Origin of the sequence: Zobellia nedashkovskayae (assembly GCF_015330125.1) — a bacterium.
Lineage (GTDB): Bacteria > Bacteroidota > Bacteroidia > Flavobacteriales > Flavobacteriaceae > Zobellia > Zobellia nedashkovskayae.
Genome location: NZ_JADDXR010000002.1, coordinates 19,399 through 34,605, shown reverse-complemented (window position 1 = coordinate 34,605; position 15,207 = coordinate 19,399). Strand labels below are relative to the sequence as shown.

Annotated in this window: 14 protein-coding genes and 2 tRNA genes; 6 read left to right on the top strand and 10 right to left on the bottom strand. The window is 35.9% G+C overall.

Annotation, left to right across the window (positions count from 1 at the left end):
* Positions 1-241: 241 nt before the first annotated feature.
* The 3 genes from IWB64_RS00160 to IWB64_RS00150 all read right to left on the bottom strand — a co-directional run bounded on the left by IWB64_RS00160 (position 242) and on the right by IWB64_RS00150 (position 3,098).
* Positions 242-1,483, bottom strand: coding sequence for a mechanosensitive ion channel family protein (locus tag IWB64_RS00160; RefSeq protein ID WP_194532109.1), 1,242 nt, complete (start codon positions 1,481-1,483; stop codon positions 242-244).
* A gap of 236 nt (positions 1,484-1,719) precedes the next feature.
* The gene (locus IWB64_RS00155; RefSeq protein ID WP_194532108.1) at positions 1,720-2,568 is read right to left on the bottom strand and encodes a universal stress protein; all 849 of its coding nucleotides are present in this window, start codon (positions 2,566-2,568) and stop codon (positions 1,720-1,722) included.
* 137 nt (positions 2,569-2,705) lie between these two features.
* Positions 2,706-3,098, bottom strand: coding sequence for a hypothetical protein (locus IWB64_RS00150; RefSeq protein ID WP_194532107.1), 393 nt, complete (start codon positions 3,096-3,098; stop codon positions 2,706-2,708).
* A gap of 767 nt (positions 3,099-3,865) precedes the next feature.
* Between IWB64_RS00150 and IWB64_RS00145 the strand changes: the two genes are divergently transcribed.
* Both IWB64_RS00145 and IWB64_RS00140 read left to right on the top strand, forming a co-directional pair.
* Positions 3,866-5,140 (top strand): ribonucleotide-diphosphate reductase subunit beta, encoded by a 1,275-nt coding sequence (locus tag IWB64_RS00145; RefSeq protein ID WP_194532106.1) that lies wholly within the window; start codon positions 3,866-3,868, stop codon positions 5,138-5,140.
* Positions 5,141-6,928, top strand: a complete 1,788-nt coding sequence (locus IWB64_RS00140) for a ribonucleoside-diphosphate reductase subunit alpha (protein WP_194532105.1) — start codon at positions 5,141-5,143, stop codon at positions 6,926-6,928.
* Between the two features lie 406 nt (positions 6,929-7,334).
* Here IWB64_RS00140 and IWB64_RS00135 read toward each other — a convergent pair.
* A tRNA-Lys gene (locus IWB64_RS00135) sits at positions 7,335-7,407 on the bottom strand.
* Between the two features lie 95 nt (positions 7,408-7,502).
* Positions 7,503-7,578: transfer RNA gene (locus IWB64_RS00130), tRNA-Lys, on the bottom strand.
* A 139-nt stretch (positions 7,579-7,717) separates the two neighbouring features.
* Here IWB64_RS00130 and IWB64_RS00125 point away from each other — a divergent pair.
* Positions 7,718-8,233 (top strand): shikimate kinase, encoded by a 516-nt coding sequence (locus IWB64_RS00125; RefSeq protein WP_194532104.1) that lies wholly within the window; start codon positions 7,718-7,720, stop codon positions 8,231-8,233.
* Here the strand turns inward: IWB64_RS00125 and IWB64_RS00120 are convergent.
* Entirely contained in the window at positions 8,225-8,722 is a 498-nt protein-coding gene (locus IWB64_RS00120) for a phosphoribosyltransferase family protein (RefSeq protein ID WP_194532103.1), read from the bottom strand. The two genes, IWB64_RS00125 and IWB64_RS00120, sit on opposite strands and share 9 nt — an antisense overlap.
* Before the next feature lie 53 nt (positions 8,723-8,775).
* Positions 8,776-9,177 (bottom strand): RNA-binding S4 domain-containing protein, encoded by a 402-nt coding sequence (locus IWB64_RS00115; RefSeq protein ID WP_194532102.1) that lies wholly within the window; start codon positions 9,175-9,177, stop codon positions 8,776-8,778.
* A 77-nt stretch (positions 9,178-9,254) separates the two neighbouring features.
* Here IWB64_RS00115 and IWB64_RS00110 point away from each other — a divergent pair, with 77 nt between their 5' ends.
* A complete protein-coding gene (locus tag IWB64_RS00110) occupies positions 9,255-10,106 on the top strand; it encodes an FKBP-type peptidyl-prolyl cis-trans isomerase (protein ID WP_194532101.1) in 852 nt (283 codons plus the stop codon).
* Positions 10,107-10,180: 74 nt separating this feature from the next.
* Here IWB64_RS00110 and IWB64_RS00105 read toward each other — a convergent pair whose 3' ends face one another.
* From IWB64_RS00105 to IWB64_RS00095, 3 genes are all read right to left on the bottom strand, one after another.
* Complete coding sequence (locus tag IWB64_RS00105) at positions 10,181-10,774, bottom strand: porin family protein (RefSeq protein ID WP_194532100.1); 594 nt, start codon at positions 10,772-10,774, stop codon at positions 10,181-10,183.
* Between the two features lie 48 nt (positions 10,775-10,822).
* Positions 10,823-11,776, bottom strand: a complete 954-nt coding sequence (locus tag IWB64_RS00100) for a transketolase family protein (RefSeq protein WP_194532099.1) — start codon at positions 11,774-11,776, stop codon at positions 10,823-10,825.
* Positions 11,777-11,839: 63 nt separating this feature from the next.
* Positions 11,840-12,715: a transketolase gene (locus IWB64_RS00095; protein WP_226975766.1), complete on the bottom strand. Its 876-nt coding sequence runs from the start codon at positions 12,713-12,715 to the stop codon at positions 11,840-11,842.
* Between the two features lie 259 nt (positions 12,716-12,974).
* On the opposite strand from IWB64_RS00095, the gene tgt reads away from it, so the two are divergent.
* Positions 12,975-14,105: a tRNA guanosine(34) transglycosylase Tgt gene (gene tgt, locus IWB64_RS00090; RefSeq protein ID WP_194532097.1), complete on the top strand. Its 1,131-nt coding sequence runs from the start codon at positions 12,975-12,977 to the stop codon at positions 14,103-14,105.
* On the top strand, positions 14,105-15,187 hold the full coding sequence (locus IWB64_RS00085) for an LptF/LptG family permease (RefSeq protein WP_194532096.1): 1,083 nt from the start codon (positions 14,105-14,107) through the stop codon (positions 15,185-15,187). Before tgt ends, IWB64_RS00085 begins: the two co-directional genes overlap by 1 nt.
* Positions 15,188-15,207 lie beyond the last annotated feature (20 nt).

The following is a 15,207-nucleotide window of genomic DNA, read 5'->3' as shown; positions in this document are numbered from 1 at the left end:
TCTATTACCTCTCGGTAACAGGTGTTCAGTACTTCGTTAGTGTTTGAATCACCTCATTGAACAATTCCCACTTCATATGCATAATCTACTGCAGCAATATAGGAACTATAGCGACTTTCAATTTTATGTGTTCACAGATCATAGGACAGTATAAGCAAAAGGAGTTTTGCAATACTACACAGAAATTCTGATAAATAGGGTTCGTACAGCCCTATCTGGGTCTCATGCTCTATTTACCTAATTAAGCATTTAGAGAAACAGGAAGTTCAAAAACCTCCAAATCAAAATAGGGTAAAGCAGCTAATAGGTGGTCAAAAATATCGGCCATGATATACTCATAATTTTCCCATCGTTTGTCTGAGCTAAAAGCATAGATTTCCAAAGGAATACCTTGCGGTGTTGGTGCTAGTTGACGTACCATTAAAGTCATACCCTTATTTATAGCAGAATTATTTTGGAGGTAATCATTTACATACTTACGGAATACACCAATATTGGTCAGGTTTCTACCATTAATAGGTAGTTCCTTATTTATTTCATGAGTTTTATTATACGCACTTATCTGTTCGTTTCTTGTAGTAAGATAGGGTTGTATGAGCTGTATCTTTTTAAAAGATTCTATATCCTCATCTGTTAAGAAACGAATGCTTTTTTGACGGATAATTAAAGCACGTTTTATGCGTCTTCCGGCAGAAACCTCCATTCCCCTCCAGTTTTTAAAAGAGTCAGAGATTAGCGAGTAGGTGGGAATAGTGGTAATGGTTTTATCAAAATTTTGGACTTTTACCGTGGCAAGGGTAATTTCGCTTACATTACCATCTGCTCCATATTTTTCAAAAGTAATCCAGTCGCCAATGCGGACCATGTCATTTATACTAACCTGAATACTGGCTACTAAACCTAGAATAGAATCTTTAAATATCAGAAGTATTACAGCGGAACCGGCTCCAAGAGCGGTAAAGAATTTCCAGATTAGAACATCTGTAATTATGGCTACTATAGTCAAAATACCGATAAACCAAGCAAAAATCATGAACACCTGAATATAGCTGTCCATTGGTTTATCTCTAAACCTAGGTTTGGTCTTTAAATAGTCATTTATACTTTTGAAAAGACTTTTAACTATATAAAGAGTTAATACAACAAAGAGTATCTGTAGCCCCTTAAGAGCTACCTGAGCTCCATATTCAAAATGAAAAAAAGCAAAAGGAATAAACCTAAATAAGATGAATAATGGAATGATGTGAGCTAGAAAACGAGGAGCCTTATTGATAACAAGAAAATTATCAAAATTAGTTTTTGATTTTCTGGCCAGCTTTAAGGATATGGAGCGTAAAACTTTCCAAATAATTAAATCTAAGAAGTAGGCTAAAATTAAGGCAACTACTAGTACTATAAATAGATTTAGATATGATGCGAAAGTATCGCTCATTCCAGTTTTTAGTAGATAATCGTATAATACGCGGTGTAATCCCTTTTCCATGAATCTCCTTCTAAATATTTCCACCGCAAAATTAAGTCATAGAAAGAACAAAGGAAGGTTATGTTTAGAATAATTGTCACGTTTTAGTAGTAAACTGCTGCAACGGTAGATTGTTCTTTTTAAATAGGGCACATATGAGACACGATCTGCATGTACCATTAGGATTAGGTTTGTTTCTATAGTTTTAAATAAATGTAATTATACCTGGTAAAACTAACTGGTGCTATAGGATTTTTCTATTTACCGTTTATAGCAAGTACAGGAACATCCTCAAAATATCCCAACCGGCTCAGGGTATGTTTTCCAAAACCCATCCTTTCCCAAAAGGTGCGTTTTTTATTAATATAACTAATCATATTACTAGACCTCATTTTAACAAAGCAATTTAATGCGGTGTTCATCTCTACATTGTGTATGATGGTGAAGTTGTGATCAATATTTTTGAAATAGGTAGTAAGCAGTGTTTTATTTTTTTCCTGCTCCGCATCCAGCTTATTCGTATCTACTAAACTTAGTATTTGAATGCTGGAGTTACTTAGTTTTGCTATTTCTGCCAAGTGTTTAATATCAAAAAAATTAAAATCGTTTTTAAAGTCGGTAGCTAACACAATTTCTTTATTGGAATTGAAAATTGCATTTTTTGGAACTATGAGAACAGGACATTTTCTAATATTTTCTATAACGGATATAGCCATCTTACCGTAGTTTGCCATTCTTTTGTTGGTCGTTCCCTTAGCACCCATTATAAGGATATCTATCTGCATGTCTTCAATTATATCTTTCACGGCGTCTATAAAGAGGGTGGAACGGGAAAGGACATGAAAACGATGCCTAAGGTTTTTATTTCCAAAAGTTAAACGGGTGAGTATTTCCCCAAGACCTTGTTTTGAGCGTTTTTCAGATAGCTTGTTAAAAGCTTCGTCGGGATCTAAAAGAGTAAGGCTGTCCAGCCCATGCGTATCTTTTGCATACGTATTTAGGATATAAAAATCACAGTCTTTGTTTTCATAGAGTTTAATAGCGTATTGAATAGCGTTCAATGAATACTTTGAAAAATCTGTTGGCAATAGAATCTTTTTCCCCATGATTGTTTTTTTAATGTTTTTTTATTCTCAAATAGATTTGCTAGGCCGGCAGTTAAACTTCCTTTCCCGTTATTCTTTTCTGTTCATTATTCTTCCCCTAATTGTTTATGCAGTAAATATTGGTTAGAGTTTAAAATTTAGCTTTTCACATTTAAAATAATTTGCGATAACACCATTCTTTTTAAAGTCCTGTATCTTCTTATATGCTCCAGATAAACCAACCTATTTTTTTCATGTTTATGCAGATAGAAGGCATCACACTGTACAGTGTCACATTCTACTATATGGCGCATGTTGCCACCATAGCTTTGTAATGTTCCTATTTGTGATTTGTTCTCTTTCTTTATTTCTTTTAATTTTTGATACAGTTGCGTGTTGTGTAGCATCCGGTCCTCAATATCTATAAGGTAATCTAATTCCTCGCTTATATATTCAAGGTCATCCGTCCAATTGGCGACTTCTACTTTATCTTTTTCCATCATGATGCGGCTATCGGATTCATGAGGATAAAATGGTTCTATTGCGTTCATATGATGTTCTTTTAACGCTTGCGTTCTTTCCACAGTTAGTAGTTCATAAATAGGAGAGCCTTTTTAAAACTTATAACTGTTATCTGTTTGATTAACAGAAAATTATCTCAAGCGTTTTAGGTTGATGTTGTTAAGCGCAAAGAGTATGCCTGTAAAGGGAATTTAGGTGCTAAGTGTATATAAATTTCTGAATATCAACACATAACGTGTTAATGGTGTGCGGTGAAGATGTTTTAAGGTGAGGAAAATTTACTCGGTTGATGAATTTTGGACCATTGAATCAGCTTAACTAGCAACTACATATTTTTAAGACTTACCATCTTTTATTCGCTTAGCAATACAATTTAACTAATCGAAAAGCACACTCAAATACAATAAAGTAAGAATAGGAAGGGTGGAAGAATTTAATAATAATATATAAATAGGAGAAGAGGTAGTATAAATAGCGAAACAATCATTTGCAAGCTTTTTTTTATGTTTTTTTAATAGGAGTTACTAACGAAATCAAATTAAAGAATAATTCATAAAAAGATGAATTTATGAGTTATCATAATTGGGAACTACCTATAGTATTTAATCTATCTAGGACGTCTAATTTTAGCAATTTTTATTTTTTGAGACAACTATCTAGAAGACAATTGGTTTTGTAGCTTTTTTAATGGTTGTTAATAAAAGTCTGAAAACATTACTTTGATTTAAGATAAATACGAGGAATAAAACAAGACCTTTATACTTCTTCTGTAGAAGAATTTTAAGATCCATTTCCTATGCAAATAACACATCTTATAAAAAGAGATTTTACTAAGAAACCGTTTCAGTTATACAAAATAACCGAAGCTGTAATGAAAGCTATGACGGCGGCGTCACATGGTGGGCCTAACGATGCAGAACGTATAGCCAACAATGTTCATGCGTCACTTCTGGAAAGAAGTGCATTAGATGAGAATTATGTACCAACGGTAGAAGAAGTACAAGATTTTGTTGAAAACAGACTCATGGAAGGCGGGTTTTTTGATGTTGCCAAAGGATACATCCTGTATCGAAACGAGCAGGCTCAAAAAAGAAAATCTAACATCTTTGAGAAGCGTATTAACTTAAAGCCATACGAGTATCCTCAGTTATATGAATACGTGCCGGCTATTCGTCATTCTTACTGGATACATACGGAATTTAATTTCACAAGTGATATTCAGGATTTTAAAACCGGACTTGAAGAATCTGAAAGAAGCGCTATCAAAAATACCATGTTGGCTATTTCTCAGATAGAAGTTGCTGTAAAGAGCTTCTGGGGAGATATCTACCATAAAATGCCTAAACCAGAAATTGGTTCGGTAGGGGCTACTTTTGCAGAAAGCGAAGTACGTCATGCAGATGCGTATTCCCATCTACTTGAAATTTTAGGACTCAATTCAGAGTTCAAGAATTTGAAGAAAAAGCCGGTTATGATGAAGCGAGTGCAGTATCTAGAAACCGCACTTAAGAATGCAAAAAGTGTAGATAATAAGGAGTATGCAGAATCAATTTTGTTGTTTTCCTTGTTTATAGAACATGTTTCCCTTTTCTCTCAGTTTTTGATAATTATGGCTTTCAACAAGCACAAAAACATGTTTAAAGGTATTTCTAACGTGGTTGAAGCTACCTCCAAAGAAGAACAGATTCATGGGGATTTTGGTATTGATGTTATTAAAATAATCAAGGATGAAAATCCAGATTGGTTTGATGATGAATATCATGATATGATACAGAAAATGTGTCATGAAGCATTTATTGCAGAAAGTGAAATAGTAGATTGGATTTTTGAGCAAGGTGAACTGGACTTCTTGCCAAAAGCAGTAATAAATGAATTCATTAAAAATAGATTCAATAATTCCTTAAGTAGTATAGGCATCGATAAAATATTTGATGTAGACGAAAAACTATTGACGGAAACAGAATGGTTTGATGATGAAATTATAGGAACCAAACATGGCGATTTCTTCGTAAAACGCTCTATCAATTATAGTAAACGAACCCAAAGTATAACTAGTGACGACCTTTTTTAAATGAACGAATTAAACACTACCACCTCACAAATTAAAGAAACAATCTCAGAGCAAGACCAACTTGTAAACGCAAGAAGAGAAGCTCTTAAAAACAGTAAGAAAGAACCGAATGGCGGTTTTGAGTGGCTTACCGACCACAGTCTTAACTTTTTAAATTCAGGATATTTAACCAAAGGTGTAACTGCTGAGCAACGTATTCGCGAAATCGCGGATAGAGCAGAACAGCTATTGGGCATGCCTGGTTTTTCCGATAAATTTTTTGGTTATATGTCAGAAGGGTTTTTCTCTTTGGCTTCTCCAGTATGGTCAAATTTTGGAAAAGAAAGAGGGTTGCCTATCAGTTGTTTCGGTTCGCATATTGGCGATGATATGGGTAATATTCTTTATACCCAATCAGAAGTTGGTATGATGTCTAAAATGGGTGGAGGTACTTCTGGCTATTTTGGAAAAATAAGACATCGTGGTGCTGAGGTTAAAAATAACGGTCAAGCTTCAGGAGCTGTACATATTATGCAGCTTTTTGAATCTATGGTAGATGTTGTAAGTCAAGGTTCAGTTCGTCGTGGTCGTTTTTCACCATACTTACCTATTGAGCATCCAGACATTATGGAGTTCTTAGAAATTGGTACGGAAGGAAATCCTATTCAGGAGCTTACCCATGGGGTAACGGTTACTGATGATTGGATGAAGGCAATGATTGATGGCGATACGGATAAACGTTCTATTTGGGCTAAAGTATTGCAACGTAGAGGAGAGATGGGGTATCCATACATATTCTTTACGGACAATGCCAACAATGGTGCATCAGACGTATACAAAGAGAAAGATTTACCAATATATGCAAGTAACCTTTGTACAGAGATAATGTTACCGTCTAACGATGATTGGTCGTTTGTATGTGTATTGTCTTCAGTAAACGTTTTGCATTATGATAAGTGGAAAGATACCGATGCTGTTGAAACCATGGTATATTTCTTAGATGCAGTTATTACTGAATTTATTGAAAAACTAGAAAGGTATCGTGATTCTGATTCTCGAGAAGACAAACAGACTTTTCTTTTTATGGAGCGTGCTTATAATTTTGCTAAAGATAACCGTGCCTTAGGTCTTGGTGTTTTAGGATGGCATTCATTATTACAATCAAAAAGATTGCCTTTCAACAGTCAAGAAGCATTTAACTTAAATAGTGAAATATTTAAGGGAATAAAGGAGAAATCATACAAAGCGTCAGAAGAGTTGGCAGCTAAGTTTGGTGAGCCAGCCGTTCTTAAAGGATATGGTAGACGTAATGCAACTTTAAATGCAGTAGCGCCAACAACATCTTCTGCTTTTATTTTAGGACAGGTATCACAAGGTATTGAGCCAATTTGGTCAAATATTTATGTAAAGGATATTGCTAAAGTAAAAACGACTATCAAAAATCCATTTTTATTGGATTTATTGGAAGAAAAAGGAAAGAACACTACAGAGGTTTGGCACAGTATTCGTGAACGCGATGGTTCTGTACAGCACCTAGAGTTCTTGACAGAACTAGAAAAAGATGTGTTCAAAACCTATTCTGAAATAGACCAGATGGATATTATCTATCAAGCGGCAAACCGTCAAAACCATATTGACCAAGGTCAATCTGTAAATATTATAGTGCATCCAGATATGCCAGTTAAAGAAATCAATAAGATTCATGTTACCGCTTGGAAACTAGGGTTAAAATCTCTCTACTATCAGCATAGTATGAACGCAGCGCAAAAATTTAAGCAGAAAAAAGATTGTGCTAGTTGTGAAGCTTAAGCGTGCAGCGGTAATTGTCTAAAGCTTAGTTTTTACTTTGTTCAAATCCAACCCTATTCTATAGAAATTAGAATAGGGTTGGATTTTTTTGTAGCTGTGTTTTAATGCGTGTGATTTGGATTTTTTAAGTATGTGGTAATACACATATAAAAGCCTTGTAGATTACTTTATTAAGGGACAAAGGCACACTGTTCAAAAGGATGTAAATCGTCTCTTAAACGAGCGCATAATAAATGTTTTATGTTGTTGAGTAATAATACGGTGAGGACATCCAATTCGGATGGAGATAAAACTACTTAAAGTTGTTTTAATACTTTTTGACAAGCCCTGTTTTTATGCCAAAATAAAAAAGCCCCAAAACAATTATGTTTAAGGGCTTTCTGTTTGAATTATGAAGATCTTAAAGTGACCTGGCTGGGGCTCGAACCCAGGACCCTCTCCTTAAAAGGGAGATGCTCTACCAACTGAGCTACCAGGTCATAATGTCAAAAACTAATACTGTTCAATTAAAAAAAACAGCTCACATAAATAAATAAAAAAGCCTCTTTTTTTGCTGAAGAGGCTGTTATTTAATTGGTGACCTGGCTGGGGCTCGAACCCAGGACCCTCTCCTTAAAAGGGAGATGCTCTACCAACTGAGCTACCAGGTCAATAACAAATCAGGATTGTTTCCCTCAATGCGGGTGCAAATATAAGTCGATTACTTTATTTTCCAAGCGCTTTTTAAGATAAATTTCTTTTTTTTTGAAAACCCCTGAAAATAAGCCACTTTTACATCAAAATAAGATTGTGAAAATAGTATTGTTAGGTTATATGGGTAGTGGTAAGAGTACAATTGGTAAATTATTATCCCATAAAAAAGGTTTGGAATTTATAGATCTTGATAATTATATAGAGGAGGCAGAAAGCATGTCTGTTTCTGATATCTTTAAAAATAAAGGCGAGCTTTATTTTAGAAAGAAGGAATATGAATACCTTAACGAGGTACTTGCTCAAAAAGATGATTTTGTATTGTCTACTGGTGGTGGCACGCCATGTTACGGAAATAATATACAAGCAATTCTAGATCATACGGAAAATGCTTTCTATCTAAAAGTTTCCATACCTGAATTAACTAAACGTCTTTTAAAAGAGAAAGATGAGCGTCCCTTGGTAATGAATATAGCCGAAGAAGAACTGCCTGAGTTTATTGGTAAGCATCTTTTTGAACGTAGTTATTATTATAATCAAGCAAAAAAAGTTATTAGCTGTGATGCTAAACAACCGCAAGAAATTGTAGCTGAAATGGAAATGGTACTAGTCTAAATAGACCATATCATTTTTAGCCTGAAACTGTACATGAACATGCTCTTGCAATGAAGTAGATAATGAAATGCCTTTATAGTCTGCTTTAACAGGATATTTTTTATGGTTTCTATTAACTAGAACGGCAGTCTTAAGTTGTTTGAGCGGTGTTTTCAAGAAATGGTGTACGCCATAGATTAGCGTAGTACCTGAGTTTAGAACATCATCTACCAAAACAATAGATTTATTCATGTATTCCGATTCTGGAATAGAAGTCTTTACACCACTTTTTAAAGGGTTCTTTTTATCCATTAAAACCTTACAAAGGGTAATCTCGGCATCGGTTACTTTCTTAAGAACACGTTGTAGTTTTTTCGCAAAATTAAGTCCTCCGCCATCAATACCTGCAATTATGATTTCCTTTTCTTCAACATTGGCTTCGTATATCTGGTAGGCAATACGTTCTATTTTATGTTGAATTTGCTGGTGCGTAAGTATTTTATTTTCCATAAACGGGTATTTTCATTTCAAAGATAGCCAACCAAGTATAAATTTGCTCTTTTTTATTCTATGCTCTTCAAATCGTCTGACGCTGAATCTGGATCATCTAAATAGTCTTCAATGTCACGGCGGTCTTTTTTGGTAGGTCTACCTGTTCCTTGTTTTCGGTAGTGTTGCTTAGCTTGTTTAAGAAGCTCATTATGTTCAAAAGCTTCTTTTGGAGTGGTATCCGTTCTATAAATAGGGACCAATTTGGCGCCCACTCTGCTTTTTGGAATGTCTAAAACCGTAAGCTCAAGATTTATCTGATCCTTTCTTACGATAATTTTATCCATTGGATACACTTCTCTGGACGGTTTGGCTACTTGTTCATTAATTCTAACCTGACCTTTTTTACAGGCCGTAGAAGCAATGTTTCGGGTCTTAAAGTAGCGGGTACTCCACAAGTACTTATCAATTCGCATAACTATTAAAAATCTTTGTTAAGGCTCTCTACAAAAATAAGGGAAAATTGTATCTTGCCGGCTGTAAAAATGAATTGATGAAATTGAATCGAATAGTTGCCTTATTGGCGTTAGTAGTTGTATTAGGGTCTTGTAATAATGATGATGGGGGTACTACTATTGAGCCGCCACAACCTTTAAGTGGTATATTGGCGGAAGATGAAGCGGAGATTCAAGAGTATCTTAAAACACATTATTACAATTACGAAGAGTTTGAAAATCCGTCGGAAGATTTTGATTACAAAATTGAGGTGATGGAAATAGGAGAAGGGGATGCTGATAAAAGGACGCTTTTGGTAGATGCTGTTCCAGTCCAAGTAGATGTACCTTCAAGCCATTTTTTGATTTCAGGTGAAGAAGAAACGGTTACGCATACCATGTACTTCCTAAATGCCAGACCTGGTGTAGGTGAAACCTTAACCGTTGCGGATTCTGCTTTTGTTCGATATTCAGGAAATCTTATTGATGGAACTGTTTTTGATGATAGTAATGAGGATAATCCTATTTGGTTTGATTTGGCCATTTTACAAGCTCCATCTACTTCAACGTTTACAGGTACAGCTGCAAGGGGTTTTTCAGAAGGAGCTTCCCTGTTAAAAGGAGGGGCGCCAGCAGTTATTAATGATGATGGAACGTACTCGGTTGATGGTTATGGTGTTGGTATGTTTATTTTTCCATCTGGATTAGGATATTATAACATCGAAAGAACATCCATACCTGCTTACAGTCCACTTATATTTAAAATGGATATGTATGCTGTTAATCAGACGGATCATGATGGAGATGGTATTCCATCAATAGAAGAAGACACCAATGGTGATGGTTATTTGTTTAATGACGACGCAGATGAAGATGGTCTTCCAGATTATTTGGATGCTAGTGATGACTAAGTGAAATGATTTTTCCATATAAAAAGAAAGCCCGAAACATATGTTTCGGGCTTTCTTTTTATAATACTATTTCTTTATAACGTCAAAGACAAACTTACGATTAGTTGGTCTGGTCTCGTATCTACGCGACTTGGACCCAACTCAGTAATATTAGTATTAATAAAGCTAGCTTCGTTACTGTTAAAGCCTCTTTCGTATCTAATATCAATACCTAGTTTACCTAGATCTACTCCAGCACCTATATTGGCACCTACACTAAAGTTGTTTTCAACATCATCTATAGAGATACCGTCAAACTCAGTATCAAGAATATATTGAAACGAAGGACCCGCAAAAACTCGTAACGGACCAATTACTTTAACGCCTACTAATAAAGGCATATCCAATTTGCTGATGTCAAAATCATCACCGCTATAATCAGACTTAGTTTTGGTATACACCAATTCAGGTCTAAAGTAAATACGGTTTAAGCCAATCTTCCCGAAGAGGCCTACATGGTAGCCCATTTTTCGGTCAGGATCTTTAGCGGCATCGCCTATGGATTCAAAATAGTCGCCATTAGCGCTGTAGTTTAAACCAGCTTTTACACCAATTTCTACCAAATCTTTCTGCGAAAATGCAGCAATGCTTACTAAAGCAAAAACTGCTGTAAGGAGTGTTTTTCTCATATGTTCTCGTTTTTTAATACCACAACAGTATCAAAAACGATACCATTGTTATTTCCTTTTCAATACCTTTAAAACGGCCTTTTCAATAGCTTTATTGTTTAGTCCGTATTTCTCCATAAGTTGTTCTGGAGTTCCGCTTTCACCAAAAGTATCTTGCGTTGCAACAAACTCTTGTGGTACGGGATTATGAACGGTAAGGGTTCTAGCAACACTTTCGCCAAGTCCTCCTAAGAAATTATGTTCTTCAGCAGATACAACACAACCTGTTTTTTCAACAGATTTTAATAACGCTTCCTCATCAAAAGGTTTGATGGTGTGAAAGTTGATTACCTCTGCAGAGATACCTTGTTCCTCTAATCTTTCGGCAGCTATTAAAGCCTCCCAAACCAAATGTCCTGTAGCAATGATAGTAACATCTGTACCTTCACTAAGCATAAGGGCTTTGCCAATTTCAAACTTTTGATCAACAGGGGTGAAGTTAGCTACTTTTGGTCTCCCAAAACGTAAGTAAACAGGGCCTTCATGTTCAGCTATTGCCAATGTAGCGGCTTTAGTCTGGTTAAAATCACAAGGGTTTATAACAGTCATGCCAGGAAGCATTTTCATCATACCTATGTCTTCTAAAATCTGGTGTGTAGCTCCATCTTCACCAAGGGTTACGCCTGCGTGAGATGCACATATCTTAACATTTTTACCAGAGTAAGCAATAGATTGGCGAATTTGGTCATAAACTCTACCTGTAGCAAAGTTTGCAAAGGTACTTGCAAAAGGAATTTTACCTCCAATAGTAAGACCGGCAGCAATACCCATCATATTGGCCTCGGCAATACCTATTTGAAAGAATCGCTCTGGATTCTCATCAATAAAAGGTTGAATTTTTAATGATCCAATTAAATCAGCACAAAGGGCTACGACATTAGGGTTGGTTCTTCCCAACTCTGTCATGGCTTCTCCGTAGCCACTTCTAGTATCATTTTTTCCTTGATCTATATATTTTGTCATTTTGTTTCGTTTTTGTCGTTTCCGTCAAGCGGAAATCTAAAATTTTAAGATAGTTGCGGAATTTTAATAATCACCTAAAGTTTCAGGATTCTGCCCTAAAGCATTTTCCAGTTGCTCATCGCTAGGCGCTTTACCGTGCCATGCGTGTGTATGCATCATAAAATCTACACCGTTACCCATCATTGTATCTAAAATGATACATACAGGTTTTCCTTTACCTGTTCTGCTTTTGGCTTCTTTAAGTGCGTTGATTATTGCTTCAAGATTATTTCCTTCTGCAACTTCTAAAACATCCCATCCAAAAACTTCGAATTTTTCTTTTAGGTTTCCTAACGGAAGTATTTCTTCAGTAGGACCGTCAATTTGTTGCCCGTTTCTGTCAATAGTAGAAATTAGGTTATCTACTTTATTACCGGCAGCATACATAATAGCTTCCCAGTTTTGGCCTTCTTGAAGTTCGCCATCGCCGTGAAGACTGTATACTAATTTGTCATCTCCGTTCAATTTTTTGCCTAATGCAGCACCTATTGCTACAGACATTCCTTGGCCCAATGAACCAGAAGCTACACGAATACCAGGTAGGCCTTCATGTGTAGTTGGGTGCCCTTGTAGGCGAGAATTCAATAAACGGAAAGTGTTTAATTCTTCTACTGGAAAATAGCCTTTTCTGGCTAAAACACTGTAAAATACAGGTGATATGTGACCGTTTGAAAGGAAGAAAAGGTCTTCGCCTATACCGTCCATATCAAAACCTTCTTTTAGATCCATTGCTTCATTATAAAGCGCGACCAAAAATTCAGTACAACCCAAAGAACCTCCTGGGTGGCCTGAATTTACTTTATGTACCATACGTAGAATGTCCCTTCGGGTCTGTACTACGATATCTTGTAGTTCGTCTAATTTTGCCATTTGTAAATGTTCGTTTTTAGTAGTTTTCAAATGTAATCGCAATCTTTTGGGAATACAAATTGCACCTTGTTTATTTTTGCCCTGAAATTAAAAAAAGAGTGATAAAAGCAACAGATTGCAATGTTTTGAGCATTAGTGGTTTATTTATTAAAAAAAATAGCAAAGTTAGAAGTGTTTGCCACTCAAAAGTATTTTGGCAAGTTCAAGCAAAAACGAGCGGCAAACTTTATTTTTTCGTTAAGGCTTTTATGCTATGCAGTTGTTTATCTTTGCGCCCATAAATAATATTTTGAAATTTAACTTACACCACACAGACCCTAAGAGTAAAGCCCGTGCCGGAACAATGGTTACCGATCATGGAGCTATAGAAACCCCTATATTCATGCCTGTTGGAACCGTTGGTTCCGTAAAAAGTGTGCATCAGCGCGAATTAAAAGAGGATATAAACCCAGATATTATTTTGGGGAACACCTATCATCTTTTTCTTAGGCCTAAAACAGAAATTATAAAGAAGGCAGGTGGCCTACATAAATTTATGGGGTGGGATAGAAATATTCTAACAGATAGTGGAGGGTACCAAGTATACTCTCTTTCTGGAAACCGTAAAATTAAAGAAGAAGGTGTAAAATTTAAATCGCACATAGATGGTTCTATGCATCTTTTTACGCCAGAAAATGTAATGGAAATTCAGCGTGTTATTGGTGCTGATATCATTATGGCTTTTGACGAATGTACACCGTACCCATGCGATTATCGATATGCGGAACGGTCAATGCACATGACGCATAGATGGTTAGAACGTTGCATTACACATTTGGAAAAGACCCCTTTTGAATATGATTATTCACAAACGTTTTTTCCTATAGTACAAGGTTCTACCTATACTGACTTAAGAAAACGTTCGGCAGAATATATTGCTGGAGTAGGTGCTGAAGGTAACGCCATTGGCGGTCTATCTGTTGGTGAACCTGCAGAAGAAATGTACGCAATGACAGAAGTGGTTTGCGAAATTTTACCAGAAGACAAGCCAAGGTACTTAATGGGAGTAGGTACTCCCATTAATATTCTTGAGAACATTGCTTTGGGAATTGATATGTTTGATTGTGTGATGCCTACGCGGAACGCCAGAAATGGAATGTTATTTACCGCTCATGGCACCATCAACATAAAAAATAAGAAGTGGGAGGATGATTTTTCTCCTGTAGATGAAATGGGCATTACGTTTGTAGACCTTGAATATTCAAAGGCGTATTTGCGTCATTTGTTTATTGCTAAAGAATATTTGGGCAAGCAGATAGCTACGATTCATAACCTGGGATTTTATCTTTGGTTGACTCGTGAAGCTCGAAAGCATATTTTAGCGGGAGATTTCACAGAGTGGAAAGACCGTATGGTGAAGCAAATGGATAAAAGATTGTAGTGTTAACAATACTGGATAAATACATATTAAAGAGATATCTAATCACTTTTTCAGTGATGATATTGCTATTTATTCCCATTGGTATCATGGCGCATTTGGCCGAGCAAATAGGAAAAATGCAGGCCAATGAGGCCCCTTTAGATGAAATATTGGTCTATTTTGGGAATTTTACCATTTACATAGGCAGTCTGCTGTTTCCTATTTTTCTTTTTCTATCCGTTATTTTTTTTACTTCTAAACTAGCCAGTAATACAGAGATTGTTGCTATTCTAAGTTCTGGGGTTTCTTATTCTAGGTTTTTACGGCCTTATATTATAGGGGCATCTATCATTGCCGTTCTTATGTTTTTCATGGGGATGTTCATTGTTCCCAATGCTAGCAAGGGCTTTAATGAGTTTAAGTACAAATATCTTAAAAAGGGGAAACAAGACCGGGTTACCAACAACATTTTTACGCAACTAAATGCCAACGATTTTATCTACGTAAGTAGTTTTGACCCTGCAAGACAGATTGGTTACAATTTTACTTTTGAAAGGTTTAATGAGAAAAATGAACTGGATTTTAAGATTTCGGCAGCTAATATTAGGTATGTAGATAAGGACAGTATGTACCGTTTAACTACCTATAAGAAACGACAATTAATCAATGATACGGCTCTGGTAGAAACCAAACGCCGTCTTGATACGGTTTTTTCTTTTCAAATAGGAGATCTTACTCCTGTGTCTTATGCAGCGGAAACCAAAAATATCTTTGAGCTCAACCGTTTTATAAAAGACCAAAGACTAAAGGGAGCGTCTAATATCAATGCTTATGTATTGGTGAAATACAAACGTTGGGCATTACCTATAACCGCTTTTATCTTGACTATCATAGCTGTGGCCGTTTCTTCTGTAAAAAGGCGTGGAGGAATGGGTATTAATCTTGCCTTTGGTATTATAGTGGCCTTTGTCTTTGTTTTCTTCGATAAAGTTTTTGGTACACTTGCGGAGCAATCTGGTTTTTCTCCACTCATGGCCGTGCTTATTCCTAATACTATTTTTGGTATACTTGCTGTAGTTTTATTACAGAAGGCAAAACGATAACGCTACGGCGTCTAAAAAGG

Bases quoted from the DNA above. Each gene is read 5' to 3' on its own strand.
- IWB64_RS00110 (WP_194532101.1), top strand. From the start codon at position 9,255: ATGAAATTGAATCGAATAGTTGCCTTATTGGCGTTAGTAGTTGTATTA.
- IWB64_RS00140 (WP_194532105.1), top strand. From the start codon at position 5,141: ATGAACGAATTAAACACTACCACCTCACAAATTAAAGAAACAATCTCA.
- IWB64_RS00155 (WP_194532108.1), bottom strand. From the start codon at position 2,568: ATGGGGAAAAAGATTCTATTGCCAACAGATTTTTCAAAGTATTCATTG.
- IWB64_RS00145 (WP_194532106.1), top strand. From the start codon at position 3,866: ATGCAAATAACACATCTTATAAAAAGAGATTTTACTAAGAAACCGTTT.
- IWB64_RS00120 (WP_194532103.1), bottom strand. From the start codon at position 8,722: ATGGAAAATAAAATACTTACGCACCAGCAAATTCAACATAAAATAGAA.
- IWB64_RS00115 (WP_194532102.1), bottom strand. From the start codon at position 9,177: ATGCGAATTGATAAGTACTTGTGGAGTACCCGCTACTTTAAGACCCGA.
- IWB64_RS00150 (WP_194532107.1), bottom strand. From the start codon at position 3,098: ATGAACGCAATAGAACCATTTTATCCTCATGAATCCGATAGCCGCATC.
- IWB64_RS00100 (WP_194532099.1), bottom strand. From the start codon at position 11,776: ATGACAAAATATATAGATCAAGGAAAAAATGATACTAGAAGTGGCTAC.
- IWB64_RS00160 (WP_194532109.1), bottom strand. From the start codon at position 1,483: ATGGAAAAGGGATTACACCGCGTATTATACGATTATCTACTAAAAACT.
- IWB64_RS00105 (WP_194532100.1), bottom strand. From the start codon at position 10,774: ATGAGAAAAACACTCCTTACAGCAGTTTTTGCTTTAGTAAGCATTGCT.